Consider the following 13,138-nt stretch of genomic DNA (forward strand, 5'->3'; position numbering starts at 1 on the left):
GATAAAATAATGAAAGGTGATATCGGTGTAATTGGCCTAGCAGTAATGGGTCAGAACCTTATCCTAAACATGAACGACCACGGCTTCAAAGTTGTGGCTCATAACCGTACTGCTGCTAAAGTAGACGAGTTCCTAGAAGGCCCAGCTAAAGGTACTAACATTGTTGGTGCTTACTCTCTAGAAGAGCTAGTTGAGAAGCTAGAAGCGCCACGTAAAGTGATGCTTATGGTTCGTGCTGGTGACGTTGTAGACACGTTCATCGAAAATCTAATCCCACTTCTAGACGAAGGCGACATCATCATTGATGGTGGTAACACTAACTACCCAGACACTAACCGTCGAGTAGCGCATTGTCGTGAGAAAGGCATCCACTTCATCGGTACTGGTGTATCTGGTGGTGAAGAAGGTGCTCGTTTCGGTCCCTCAATCATGCCAGGCGGCGCGGCTGAAGCTTGGGAAGCGGTTAAGCCAATCTTCCAAGGTATCTCTGCAAAAACTGACGCTGGTGAGCCTTGTTGTGACTGGGTTGGTAACGACGGTGCTGGTCACTTCGTTAAGATGGTACACAACGGCATCGAATACGGTGACATGCAGCTTATCACTGAAGCATACCAGTTCATGAAAGATGGCCTAGGTATGTCTGCTGACGAGATGCAAGCAGTATTCGCTGACTGGAACAAGACTGAGCTAGACAGCTACCTAGTTGAAATCACTGCTGACATCCTTGGCTACAAAGATGAAGACGGTGAAGCGCTAGTTGAGAAGATCCTAGACACTGCAGGCCAAAAAGGTACGGGTAAGTGGACGGGTATCAACGCACTAGACCTAGGTATCCCACTGACTCTAATCTCTGAGTCTGTATTCTCTCGTTGCCTGTCTGCTCTTAAAGACCAACGTGTTGAAGCTGAAGCTTTGTTTGAGAAGACAATCACTCCAGTTGAAGGCGACAAGCAAGAGTGGGTTGATGCACTACGTCAAGCTCTACTGGCTTCTAAGATCATCTCTTACGCTCAAGGTTTCATGCTAATGCGTGAAGCGTCGAACGAAAACGGCTGGGACCTAAACTACGGTAACGTAGCGCTAATGTGGCGTGGTGGTTGTATCATCCGTTCTGCATTCCTAGGCAACATACGTGATGCGTATGAAGCAAACCCAGACATCGCGTTCCTAGGTTCTGACGAGTACTTCAAAAACATCCTACAAGGCAGCCTAGTGGCATGGCGTAAAGTAGCAGCGAAATCTCTAGAGTCTGGTATCCCAATGCCATGTACGATTTCTGCGCTATCTTTCCTAGACGGTTACACAACTGCACGCCTACCAGCGAACCTGCTTCAAGCTCAACGTGACTACTTCGGTGCTCACACTTACGAGCGTACTGACCGTCCACGTGGTGAATTCTTCCACACAAACTGGACTGGTACAGGTGGCGACACTGCTTCTACAACTTACGACGTATAATCGTTAGTTAGAATCAGCTAAGAACTTTGTTGTTCTTATTAGCTGTAAACTAGAAAACAAAAGGATGCCAACTGGCATCCTTTTTTGTTGGTTTGCGTATTTTTAGATGGTCACTTCAAACACACAACTAATTATCGCTTAGGCGGTCATGATATGTGGTTGTACATCGTCGTTGTATTGATCACGAATGGCCATAAAGCTGTCTAGGTTTTGTTTAGGCGCTTCAACCCACTCTGGGTCAAACATTGAACCAGTGTTTGCTTCTATATAGGCCATCACCTCATTCAGTGACCAAGCGTGTTTATAGGCTCTTTTACTCATTAACGCATCGAATACGTCTGCCAGTTAATAGCGTATGCGCTATTGCTTAACTAAAGTGCTGTTAATGATGATCTGGACGTTAAATAACCATTTTAAAATTAAATGAAAAGATAAATAGGATAACGCACATGCTTTATGCCATCATAAAGACATAAACAAGGGCAATGGAAATAATGCCCAAATGATTGAGCTAGAAGCGGTCAGTGATGACGGTGTTCTAGAGTAAATTCAAGGCCTTTAGTTGCCTTGAAAAAGGTAATGTTATGACTGAAGAAGAAAGAATCGAACTGCAACAAAATAACCCGCTACACGGCTTAAAGCTTGAAACCATGATCACTGAATTAGTGGATCATTATGGTTGGGAAATTTTAGATGCGGCAATGCGTATGAACTGCTTTAACACTAAGCCTACAGTGGCAAGCGCAGTTAAATACCTGAAGAAAACCGAATGGGCTCGTGAGAAGGTTGAAAACTTCTACCTTTACCGTTTCAAGCGCATGCCTAAAGCATCGGACATCGAATACCAGATGCCTCCGCGTTCACGTACATTCCGCCATGGGCTAGAGCCTCGTGAGCCGATGGAACTAACGGTTGAGTCTATCCATGCCTCTCAAGCTAAAGCTGCGTCTGCATTTAAAGAGCGCCGTGGCGGTAACGGTCGTAATTTCCGTCGTTAACAAGAAGACATCGCTAGAAAGAACCGTCGCTAAATAAGGCGTCGGCGATTAGCACGGCTAATTAGATAAGCGAAAAACACAAAAGGAGCCTATGAGCTCCTTTTTTAATTCGTTCGATTTAAACCGTAAATGGCTAAGCTTCGCGGTTCTTTCTTTGATTCTTCCAAAGATCGGTGACATAAACGATTGCACTGATAAGTAAGAATAGCGCTGACACAGAAAACAGAGCGGGCATTTTTAGGATCCACGCGAATGTGGCAGCAAGAAAAGCGACAAAGCAAATGAGTCGACTTGATGACATGACATGACCGAGTTTAATGTTCATAACGCCTCCTAATGAAGTCTCACTTTCGACAGGAGAAGTATCCCACCCTTGGAAAAATAAAGGCTAAAAAACAGTCTAAATTGTTATCAAATTTACTAATTAAAGGACTCGTCTCACACATATCGACACGGTTATTTTATAAGTAATAAAATAGCGAGATAGGTAATGCGAGAGTCAGCTTTCCCGCTGTGTTCTCCAGTTAGAATTAGATTCAGTTTCGGGTTTAATTAGTGTCAAACCGACTTAGCATAAAACCTAGTTATTATAGAAAAAGTAAGCGGTGATTAAGAAACTCGCGATGATCACTGTATTACGAACATAGTGTTGAGGGATGCGGCGAGAGATTTTTGCTGAATAATAACCACCAACCAATGTACCCAATAATACAGCCATGCCAGACGGCCAATCAATCGAACCATTGACGATAAAAAATACGATCGCTGCGAGGGAAGCACACGCGGACACGAGCAGTTTGATGCCATTCATCACGTTGATGTTGGTGTAACCAGCCAGCGCCAAGTAGCTCAATGTCACAATGCCTAAGCCTGCATTAAAATAACCACCATAAACACACACGATCAAAAGCAATACAGCGGAAAAGAACGCCCCTGCGCTGGTGGCGTGCTTATGTTTAGCGGTTACTTTCTTTAGCCATTTGTTGAGAGTGCCACCAAAGGTAAAAAGCAGAGCGGCGAACAGTAATAACCAAGGTACGGATTGGGTAAATAGCGCTTCTGGCGTGTGTAGTAGTAAAAATGCACCAATGCCGCCGCCAATTACGCATAGCCCAACAACGAGCTTGAGTTGTTTGGTACCAGATTGAATTTCGTGGCGCAGTGCGTAAGCACCACTGATGTAACCAGCGCATGAAGCAAAGGTGTTGGTCGCGTTGGCTGCTATTGGTGGAACGCCAGCAAATAACAAAGCAGGGAAAGTGATGAAGCTGCCGCCACCCGCAATGGAGTTAAGCACACCGCCAACCACCCCTGATAAGAATAGAATCAACCAATCCATAGTTTTAGAATCCAATACGTTAACTAACTGGTTACCTTACTTGAATTTGTTATGAATATCAGCGCCATGTGTGTTGTAAAGATAGGTTTGTGAGTTTGCTACCATCTTTAACCGCTGGTTTTAATTGAGGCTTTAAATGAAAAAAGGAGCCAATGGCTCCTTTCGTTGAGGTTTAGTTGATTCGATAAAGCTTTACACTTCTACTGGCTTCGCTCTAAAACTCTTAAATAGTTTCACTAGAATCGGGCTAGACAGCACCAATACCGCCAGAATAGTGAAGGTCATCGTAATAGGGCGTTCCCATAAGAAGTTCAACTCACCATCGCTGATCATCAATGCTCGTCTTAAGTTCTCTTCCATCAAGCCGCCCAATATGAAGCCTAACAGTAATGGTGCCAATGGGAAGTTGGCTAGTCTTAATGCTATCGCAGCCATCGCTACCAGTAGCATCACAAATACGTCCATCGTGTTGAATGACACCAAGTACACGCCAGTGATTGAGAAGAAGATAATCATTGGCAGTAGAACCGTTCTAGGTACCGCTAGCAGTTTAGAGATATATGGGATCAACGGTAGGTTTAAGATAACCAGCACGATGTTGCCAAAGTACATCGAGATAATCACCGACCAAAATACGTCTGGGTGTTCAACGAACAAGCGAGGACCAGGCTGAATACCGTAGGCAATCAATGCACCAAGCATAATCGCAGTTGTACCAGAGCCCGGAATACCCAGCGTTAGTAGCGGAACGAATGAACCACTTGAAGCGGCGTTGTTTGCTGATTCAGGAGCAACAAGACCACGGATACTGCCTTTACCGAACTCTTTCTGCTTGTCTTTTGGCGCGAGGCTACGCTCCATACCGTAGCTTAGGAATGCCGCAATAGTGGCACCTGCGCCCGGTAGAACACCGGTAAAGAAACCGAGAATAGAAGATCGAATTGAAACTGGTGCCACTTCTTTGAACTCTTCTTTGGTGACCTTCATGCTACCAATATCCGACATCTTTTGGCTTTCTTCCGCGCTGGTGTCTTGCTCTGGTTTTAGAATACCCATCAAGGTTTCACCCAGTGCGAATGTTGCCATCGCTAATAATAGGAAGCTAAAGCCATCCATCAGATCCGTAAGGCCAAAAGTGAACCGTTCAACGCCAACACCTTTGTCGATACCGACAGTTGATAGCATCAAGCCCAAAATCGTCATCATCCACGCTTTGATAACCTGACCAGGGCCTGCAAACGCTGCTACAGCAGATAGACCCAATAGCATCAGTGCAAAGTAGTCTGAAGACTGGAAGCTCAGTGACACGCTTGCTAGCGCCGGAGCCGCGATCAATAACATGATTGCTGAAAGCGTACCACCAGTGAAAGAGGAGTAGGCAGCCAGTGCCAGAGCTTTACCTGCTTGGCCTTTTTGCGCCATTGGGTAGCCATCGAATGCGGTTACTACCGTTGAAGAACAACCCGGAGCATTGATTAAGATGGATGACGTCGAGCCACCAAATACAGCGCCGTAGTACACACCAGCCATCAAGATTAGGCCAGAAGAAGGATCTAGGCCGTATGTAATAGGGATCATCAACGCGATTGCTGAAATTGGACCTAACCCCGGTAGCATACCGATGAAGGTACCCACGAAACAGCCCACAATTACCATCATGATGTTCATTGGCATCACAGCGGTAGAAAGTCCTTGTAAAATTCCGTCTAACATAATGTTATCCCTACCAAAGAGTGAAGATTAAACCAGGCTCTAGGTAGATATCTAAGCCTTGAGTTAATAAAAGAAAGAACGCGATAACGAAAGGAAACGACGCGCCAAATAAAACAGTTTTGCGGCGCTCACCCAACAGGTAAAAGCCTGCAAGTAAGAAGAAGCTGGTTGCTAAAACAAAGCCAAGATAAGTCAGCCCAACACCGTACAGTGCCATTAACACCAAGAAGCCAATCAGCAGTTTCCAGTTTAGCGGTGTTGTGTCACATGTGACTTTCTTATCCGGTTGTCCTGTTATTAGCAGGATCAACGAAAGGCCAATGCCGATAAACGTCAACAGGGTAGGTAAGGTTCTTGCTGTGAAGGGTTCGTACTCGTCACCGGGGAACAGAGGAATCAGCGTGGTTTGATAGCCGTAGCACAAGCTCGCCAGCATAAAGATCATGGCTCCGATGCGATCCTTCGAAAGCAAAGATTCTTTACTCAGAAATTTGGTTGGTAAGTCCGACATATCCAACTCCATTTGGGGTGGTATAAAAAGTAAAAAAGCCGCACATGAGCGAGTTAATGAAGAATGTCTGGGATCACTAACCAAAGGTGAGCGAATTACATGACTTGGTTAAGCCACTTGCCTCTACAACGAATCAGCAAGCTTTAGCAATACACTACGAATAAACAAAGGAGTTTTAGTTAACTCATGTACGGCGAAACAGGAAAGAGTAAGAGGGCACAAAGACCCTCTCTGGTTGTTGGTTACTTCAAGAAACCAAGCTCACGCATTAGATCGCCCATCTGTTTTTCTTGGTCTTCTAGGAAGGCGTAAAAATCTTTGTCAGCTTTGTAGTTGTCGATCCAACCGTTACGGTCACGAACCACTTGCCACTCATCGGTTTTGTACATTTTGCCAAGAGCTTCGTTCCACTCGTCGATTTTTGCTTGGCTTGTACCCGGTGCCGCAAAGAAACCACGCCAGTTAGCAAATACTGTCTCGTTGCCGTATTCAGTCAGTGTTGGGATGTTAGGCGCAGCGTCAAGACGCTTTGGAGCCGTCACAGCAAGCACTTTTACTTGGCCAGACTTAGACATCTCTAGTACTTCACCAAGGCCCGTTGAAAGCAGCTGTGTTTCGCCAGAAAGCAGTGCCGCCATCGCTTTACCGCCAGCATCGTAGGCAATGTAACGTACTTTCTTCGCATCAAAACCTTCGCCTTTGAACGCTGCCGCTACTACAAGGTGGTCCATGCTGCCACGAGCTGAACCGCCAGCAATCTTCACTTTACGTGGGTTGGTTTCGAACTCTTTAACGACGTCTTCCCAAGTGTCGTACTTAGAATCCGCAGGAGCGACGATTGCGCCGTAATCGGCAATGGTTGCTGCTACCGGAGTTAGGTCACGGAAAGATTGAGGGAAGATACCTGTTAGTGAACGAACAACGATAGGCGTTGAGTTCACCATTAGCGTGTCTTCTTGGCGTTGTGCTGTTTCGATTAGGTGAGCAATCGCTTTACCGCCACCGCCACCAGACAGGTTTTGGAAAGAGACATTTTCTACGATGTCTGATTTCACCAATACATCACCCGTACCACGAGCTGTCATATCCCAACCACCACCAGCGCCGCCAGGGATTAGGAAGTGGATTTTTTCTACGTCAGCAGCAAAAGTGTTGAAAGAAAAGGTTGCTGTGATGATAGAAGCCGCAAGAGTAGGTTTCAGTGCCTTGAACATGGTTCACGTTCCTTATGTAGGGGATCTCTTCAATGGAGAGAAACTTATGTTTTATTTCCAGCTACTAAACAGATGAGTAGGATATTGCTTAGCAGATGAAGCTAAAGTTAACGGTGTGTTAATGAAATGTCTGTAATGCGGCGATATTGAGAATAAAGAACATTGGATTAATATTGTTCATAAAGTTCACGGTAACGTGTTTTTGTCCATTTACTGTTGAATGATATCTGGATTCTAAAATCGTAGTTATTGTCTCAGAATGATTGAATTCATTGACAAAGGTTGGATTTAACTAGCGTTTTCTACTCGAGTGCATTGGTTGTTGGTCTATATTGTTAGATGTGACTACGATAACTATTTCTGCAAAAGAGTCAGGTGTATAGAGGTGTTAGATTTTAGATGTGGAATAGAGTTACTATAGTTGATATGCAACTTAAGCGGTATTGATTGCGCTAGGCTGTTAACTTTGGAGTTGGCGATTATTCAAGGATGAAATAATGGCATTAAAAAAAATTTCGTTACGATTTACTGTTGGAGGAATGTTTTTACTCGCGACATTTCTTACCGCTGTTGTTGCGGTTTCACTGCAATATTACTTCAGTAAAAAAATGGCGACTGAGAATACCCTATCAAAGTTGACGATGGTGTCCCAAGAGCTGAGTAACTATATCGGCGCGGTTGATTCTGACGCAGCCAATACGGCGCGTTTACTTTCTTCAGTGAAACGTTCTATAAGTAACAAAATATCGAAAGAAGAGTCGCGTAGTATTCTTTCAGAAGCAATTAAAGATAACCCTCTCTTTTATAGTATTTACATTGGCTCATCTAATGAAAACTTCTTCCAAATTATTAATCTAGAATCTGCCCCTGTCGTTAGAGAAAAAATCGGTGCACAACAAAAAGACCGTTGGGTTGTGGTTGAGATTCATAATATAGGGGAGGAGCGCGTCCGTACGACGAAATATTTTGACCAAGAGTTTACGCTAAGAAACTCAACTACGGAGCAGAGCAACTACCTTCCAACAACCAGGCCTTGGTATGTTTCTGCCAATGTTCAGTCGGTCGAAAAAACTCAGCCATATCTTTTCCAGCATTTACAAATTACCGGGCAAACTTATTCTTTAGCGTTTGATTCGAAAATCGAATCTGAAGTTCAACATGTGATTGGTATTGATATTGTGTTGTCTTCTTTAGCTAGCAAACTATCAGGTACGGCGCTTGGCTTAGCAGAAGACAGTAAGGTTGAGTCTTTCTTATATTCGAAATCGGGTAATATTATTGCGTCTAACCTCAAGGTTAACAATCAGGAATCGGAGTTTGATGTATCAACATTGATGCTATCGTCTGAGCAGCAAGCCTTGATTAACGATACCCCTCCGCTGTTAGTGTCTAATCAAAATGATTGGGGGCCGATGGACTTTTCAGTGGCGGGAAAACCAAACGGCTATGCGATAGACCTTCTTAAAATGATTGGTGAGATGACAGGGATCAGGTTTGAATTTGTTAATGGTTTCTCTTGGGGCGAGCTTGTCAGTAAGTTTCAAGAAGGAAGTATTGATGGCCTGCAATCGGTTCAACATTATAAAAATAATGGCATAGATGGCCTATACACGACTCCAATTTATGAATTGCCATTTTCTATCGTGACAAGGGTCGGCGCGAAGGTTGTCACTAATTATGCCGAGCTTGAGGGTAAAAAAGTTGCCATTTTATCTGGGTGGTCAATTATTCCTAAGTTGAGAGAGGATTTTCCGAACATTGATTTAGTTGAATTTGAAAACCTAGAGTCTGCATTTAATTCAATTGAAAGCGAAGAGAACTTTGCTTTCTTAGAAGCAGAACCCGTACTCTCGTTTGCATTAGATAGGTTTTTCCAGCCAGGCCTTGTTGTCAATGGGACTCTAGAAGATCTAAAACAGAACTACTCAAACCAATTCCATTTGGTGCTGCAGAGCAAGCATAAACAATTGCTCCCAATCATTGATCAAGCTATCAGTAAGTTAAGTGGTGAACAACTTGATGCCTTAGCGAAAAAGTGGCTGCATGATACCGGCTTTAATACGAATACGACGGTTCCTTATACTGAACTTTATGATTTGACTAAGGAAGCAACGGTTGAAGGCAGTATGGTAAGGGTAGAGTTGAATGGCGAGATCAAGCATCTCTATTTAAAGAAAATAGACACGGGCGAACACTACTCTGAGTATTTTGCGGTATTGATTCCCGAATCTGAAGTCTTCAGTACAGTCAATAAACGTCTAGCAACCTCTGTTGGTGTAACGGTGTTACTGATGAGTTTGACGTTGCCTATTGCTTGGGTTTTTGGTGCGCCGATAGTGCATCCAATTCGCCAATTAGAGGAAGAGACTCATAAGGTTAAGCTGCGTGATTATGACAACGTGACAATTCTTGATACTCGAATCAAAGAAGTGTGGGAATTATCTGTTGCTGTAAAAGATATGGCTATGGAGATTAAACGACATGAACAGATGCAAGAGGCGTTTGTTGAGTCGTTTATCAAGCTCATCGCTCAAGCGATCGATGATAAGTCCGCTTATACGGCAGGGCATTGTAATCGTGTACCAGAACTCGGCTTGATGCTGGCTGACGCGGCGGAACAATCGCAGTCTGAGCACTTCAAAGACTTTGAGTTTAAAAATGATGACGAACGCCGTGAGTTTAGAATTGCGGCTTGGCTTCATGATTGTGGCAAGATCACGACACCGGAACACATCGTCGATAAAGGTACGAAGTTAGAAGCGAACTACAACCGAATCCACGAGGTGAGAACTCGATTTGAAGTACTTTGGCGTGATGCGGAAATCACCGCTTTGAGAAAACAACTTGATGGTACGCTATCAACGCAACTGATAGCCGATGAACTTACGGCAACGAAGCAGCAGCTACAAGATGACTTTGCCTTTATCGCTACGTCGAACGTTGGTGGTGAGTTCATGAGTGACGACAAAGTTGCTCGTATTCGTTCGATCGCTGAGACGACTTGGATGCGTAATTTTGATGACCAACTTGGTCTATCACCGATAGAAGCCTTGAATCGAGAATCGAGTTCAAGCTTGCCAGCGACAGAGCTGCTGTTAAGTGATAAGCCTGAACATATAGTGAAAAGAGATAGGCCGTTAGAGTTCGACCCGAAATATCAAATCAAAATGGATGTGCCGGAGCACCTATACAACTTAGGCGAAGTCTACAATCTGAGCATTGCACGTGGCACGTTAACTGCTGAAGACCGATTCAAGATAAATGAGCATATGCTTGGCACGATTAAGATGCTTGAGAACCTGCCATTCCCGAAAGAACTAAGCCGTGTTCCTCGCTATGCTTCGACGCATCATGAAACACTCAAAGGTACGGGATATCCAAGGAAGCTGACTGGTGATGACCTTTCAATCCCAGAACGTATTCTGGTGATCTCCGATATTTTTGAGGCGTTAACTGCTGCGGATAGGCCTTATAAGAAGGCGAAGCCAATCAGTGTTGCTGTCGACATCATGTACAAAATGGCGTTGGACGAGCATCTCGATATCGAACTGTTTAGATTGTTCTTAACCAGCGGTACTCACCTGCGTTATGCAGAAGAGTATCTCAAACCGGAACAAATTGATTTCGTTGATATCAACAAATACCTAGAAGTTACTCGTCAGATAGCTTGATTAAAGGTTGGCTTGTTAGAACGGGTTCGATGAATGAAAGGCGCACATGAGTGCGCCTTTTTTATATCTGTTTATCGGTGAGCTGGTGGATAGATACGAAGGGGGCTGCTTTTGACAAGTTTCGGCTATAAGTTGTCGACATATCGATTTCAAATGATTTTAGGGTAGATAGGGGGTTAGTGACTCTTACTCTGATTAAATCGATAAATAACAGATGGTTGAGTTGTTTGTAGTGTCCTTTTGGATTAGTTTTAATCGTCTATGAAAAATACTACCTTAGTCTAAATTGTCGACAATTGGCTTGATTGTCGACAATTCAATCGTGTATTTTATGTTCATGTTATGAAATTGTTGACAATTAAGGTTCAGCAATCAGAAGTGAGCAGCGTGAATATGAATACTGCGATAAAAGATCTCAGCTTAAATGCAAACACGAAGACACGTGTGAACGATAAAGAGAACACTAAATCAGAAAACCTCACTGAGTACCTCGTTGAGGCGATTGTTAACGGTGAATTAGCACCGGGCAGTAAGATCTCGGAGCCTGAACTGGCTAAACGCTTTGAGGTAAGCCGAGGCCCATTACGTGAAGCGATAATGCGTGTTGAAGGGCTTGGCTTGATTGAACGCATTCCTCATGTAGGGGCTCGAGTTATTACTTTTTCGGCAGACAAACTACTCGAGTTGTACGCGGTGCGAGAGGCATTGGAAGGCATGGCGGCTCGCTTAGCAGCAAGACATATCACACAAGAAGAGCTTGTCGGGCTTGAAGGATTATTGTCGACACACTCAAAATACATCGATGAAGTCGAAGGTTCTTCTTACTTTCATCAACATGGGGATTTCGATTTCCATTACCGCATTATTAAAGCGAGTCGTAACAGCAAACTGATTTCGCTGCTGTGTGATGAGCTTTATCACCTATTACGCATGTACCGCTATCAATCGCCTAGGGCTCAGTCTCGACCAAAAGAGGCGCTCGATGAACACAAATACATCCTACAAGCGATTCGTAATCGCGATGAAGAGCTAGCAGAAATGCTAATGCGACGACACATCTCGGGCAGTCGATTGCTGATAGAACAACAAATTCAATCCAAAGATCTTGATTAAGCGACCATTGGAATCTGTCAGCGGATCAGTGCTGGCGATAACCAAAAGCCGTAAGTCTTAAAGGTTAGCTAGAAATAAACAATTAACAGGGAGCGTCATTATGAAGTTATCAGCAGGAGCTAAGTTCCGACAAGCTGTGCAAGACAACGACCCATTGCAGATCGTCGGTACGGTGAATCCGTATTGCGCGATGATGGCAAAGAACTTGGGGCATCAGGCGATCTATTTGTCTGGCGGAGGCATCGCCAATGCGTCTTATGGGTTGCCTGATTTAGGCATCACCACATTGAACGATGTGTTGGTAGATGTTGAACGTATTACCAACGCGTGTGATCTGCCATTGCTGGTGGATATCGATACGGGATTTGGTGGCGCATTCAATATTGCACGTACGATTCGCGCTATGGAGAAGGCAGGCGCAGCAGCAATCCATATGGAAGACCAAGTGGCCCAGAAACGCTGTGGTCATCGACCAAATAAAGCGATTGTAAGTCAGCAAGAGATGGTCGATAGAGTCAAAGCGGCAACCGATGCTAGAACCGATGAAAGCTTTGTGATTATGGCACGTACGGATGCATTGGCGGTTGAAGGCATTGATAGCGCAATTGAGCGAGCGATAGCTTGTGTTGAAGCGGGCGCAGACATGATCTTCCCTGAGGCGATGAATCAACTCGATCAATACGTGAAGTTCTCGGCAGCGCTGAAATCAGCAACGGGCAAGCACGTGCCTATTCTTGCGAACATCACTGAATTTGGCCAAACACCACTCTACAGCTGTAACGAGTTAGCCCAATCAAGTGTCGACATGGTGCTTTATCCATTGAGTGCGTTCCGTGCGATGAACAAAGCGGCGGAGAATGTTTACAAACACTTGTTAGTTGAAGGTAATCAAGAAGCTTTGTTGGATTCAATGCAAACCCGTAAAGAGCTTTACGAACACCTAAATTACCACGACTACGAGAACAAGCTTGATCAGTTGTTTTCAAGCGAAGGGTAAACCGGTTTCAATTAATCAAAAATCAACTTAATCCAATAACGTGAAATGGTTAGTCGCCATATCCAGTACCGATGATAAAGATCATCGGATACATAAACAGGCAGCACCAAAGAGTGCAGGCGAC

The 13,138-nt window shown here is 44.3% G+C and carries 10 protein-coding genes and 1 pseudogene; 5 read left to right on the top strand and 6 right to left on the bottom strand.

The genetic code is table 11. From position 1 onward, the window contains the following. The first annotated feature begins 9 nt into the window (after positions 1 to 9). A complete protein-coding gene (gene gnd / locus AB6E51_RS12255) occupies positions 10 to 1,458 on the top strand; it encodes a decarboxylating NADP(+)-dependent phosphogluconate dehydrogenase (RefSeq protein ID WP_017059712.1) in 1,449 nt (482 codons plus the stop codon). Between the two features lie 138 nt (positions 1,459 to 1,596). Here gnd and AB6E51_RS12260 read toward each other — a convergent pair. Further along, positions 1,597 to 1,803, bottom strand: a pseudogene (locus AB6E51_RS12260) (metal-dependent phosphohydrolase); the annotation flags it as partial. Positions 1,804 to 2,042: 239 nt separating this feature from the next. On the opposite strand from AB6E51_RS12260, the gene AB6E51_RS12265 reads away from it, so the two are divergent. Beyond that, complete coding sequence (locus AB6E51_RS12265; RefSeq protein WP_010438513.1) at positions 2,043 to 2,456, top strand: VF530 family DNA-binding protein; 414 nt, start codon at positions 2,043 to 2,045, stop codon at positions 2,454 to 2,456. Positions 2,457 to 2,589: 133 nt separating this feature from the next. Here the strand turns inward: AB6E51_RS12265 and AB6E51_RS12270 are convergent, their stop codons facing one another. The 5 genes from AB6E51_RS12270 to AB6E51_RS12290 form a co-directional block, all read right to left on the bottom strand. Next, complete coding sequence (locus tag AB6E51_RS12270; RefSeq protein WP_017066914.1) at positions 2,590 to 2,781, bottom strand: hypothetical protein; 192 nt, start codon at positions 2,779 to 2,781, stop codon at positions 2,590 to 2,592. Positions 2,782 to 3,036: 255 nt separating this feature from the next. Further along, on the bottom strand, positions 3,037 to 3,795 hold the full coding sequence (locus tag AB6E51_RS12275; RefSeq protein WP_372057963.1) for a sulfite exporter TauE/SafE family protein: 759 nt from the start codon (positions 3,793 to 3,795) through the stop codon (positions 3,037 to 3,039). Positions 3,796 to 3,987: 192 nt separating this feature from the next. Beyond that, positions 3,988 to 5,508, bottom strand: coding sequence for a tripartite tricarboxylate transporter permease (locus AB6E51_RS12280; protein WP_012603793.1), 1,521 nt, complete (start codon positions 5,506 to 5,508; stop codon positions 3,988 to 3,990). Positions 5,509 to 5,518: 10 nt separating this feature from the next. After that, a complete protein-coding gene (locus tag AB6E51_RS12285; protein ID WP_371724585.1) occupies positions 5,519 to 6,019 on the bottom strand; it encodes a tripartite tricarboxylate transporter TctB family protein in 501 nt (166 codons plus the stop codon). 242 nt (positions 6,020 to 6,261) lie between these two features. Further along, entirely contained in the window at positions 6,262 to 7,233 is a 972-nt protein-coding gene (locus AB6E51_RS12290) for a tripartite tricarboxylate transporter substrate binding protein (RefSeq protein WP_229648231.1), read from the bottom strand. Between the two features lie 497 nt (positions 7,234 to 7,730). Between AB6E51_RS12290 and AB6E51_RS12295 the strand changes: the two genes are divergently transcribed. The 3 genes from AB6E51_RS12295 (at position 7,731) to prpB (ending at position 13,014) form a co-directional block, all read left to right on the top strand. Continuing rightward, positions 7,731 to 10,904: an HD domain-containing phosphohydrolase gene (locus AB6E51_RS12295; protein WP_136978044.1), complete on the top strand. Its 3,174-nt coding sequence runs from the start codon at positions 7,731 to 7,733 to the stop codon at positions 10,902 to 10,904. Between the two features lie 393 nt (positions 10,905 to 11,297). Continuing rightward, entirely contained in the window at positions 11,298 to 12,017 is a 720-nt protein-coding gene (locus AB6E51_RS12300) for a GntR family transcriptional regulator (protein ID WP_017065771.1), read from the top strand. A 100-nt stretch (positions 12,018 to 12,117) separates the two neighbouring features. Continuing rightward, positions 12,118 to 13,014, top strand: a complete 897-nt coding sequence (prpB, locus tag AB6E51_RS12305) for a methylisocitrate lyase (RefSeq protein ID WP_017062292.1) — start codon at positions 12,118 to 12,120, stop codon at positions 13,012 to 13,014. Positions 13,015 to 13,138: the final 124 nt, after the last annotated feature.

This window comes from Vibrio sp. 10N.247.311.47 (assembly GCF_041467535.1).
GTDB classification, from domain to species: domain Bacteria; phylum Pseudomonadota; class Gammaproteobacteria; order Enterobacterales; family Vibrionaceae; genus Vibrio; species Vibrio crassostreae_C.

Bases quoted from the DNA above. Each gene is read 5' to 3' on its own strand.
- gnd (WP_017059712.1), top strand. From the start codon at position 10: ATGAAAGGTGATATCGGTGTAATTGGCCTAGCAGTAATGGGTCAGAAC.
- AB6E51_RS12265 (WP_010438513.1), top strand. From the start codon at position 2,043: ATGACTGAAGAAGAAAGAATCGAACTGCAACAAAATAACCCGCTACAC.
- AB6E51_RS12270 (WP_017066914.1), bottom strand. From the start codon at position 2,781: ATGAACATTAAACTCGGTCATGTCATGTCATCAAGTCGACTCATTTGC.
- AB6E51_RS12275 (WP_372057963.1), bottom strand. From the start codon at position 3,795: ATGGATTGGTTGATTCTATTCTTATCAGGGGTGGTTGGCGGTGTGCTT.
- AB6E51_RS12280 (WP_012603793.1), bottom strand. From the start codon at position 5,508: ATGTTAGACGGAATTTTACAAGGACTTTCTACCGCTGTGATGCCAATG.
- AB6E51_RS12285 (WP_371724585.1), bottom strand. From the start codon at position 6,019: ATGTCGGACTTACCAACCAAATTTCTGAGTAAAGAATCTTTGCTTTCG.
- AB6E51_RS12290 (WP_229648231.1), bottom strand. From the start codon at position 7,233: ATGTTCAAGGCACTGAAACCTACTCTTGCGGCTTCTATCATCACAGCA.
- AB6E51_RS12295 (WP_136978044.1), top strand. From the start codon at position 7,731: ATGGCATTAAAAAAAATTTCGTTACGATTTACTGTTGGAGGAATGTTT.
- AB6E51_RS12300 (WP_017065771.1), top strand. From the start codon at position 11,298: ATGAATACTGCGATAAAAGATCTCAGCTTAAATGCAAACACGAAGACA.
- prpB (WP_017062292.1), top strand. From the start codon at position 12,118: ATGAAGTTATCAGCAGGAGCTAAGTTCCGACAAGCTGTGCAAGACAAC.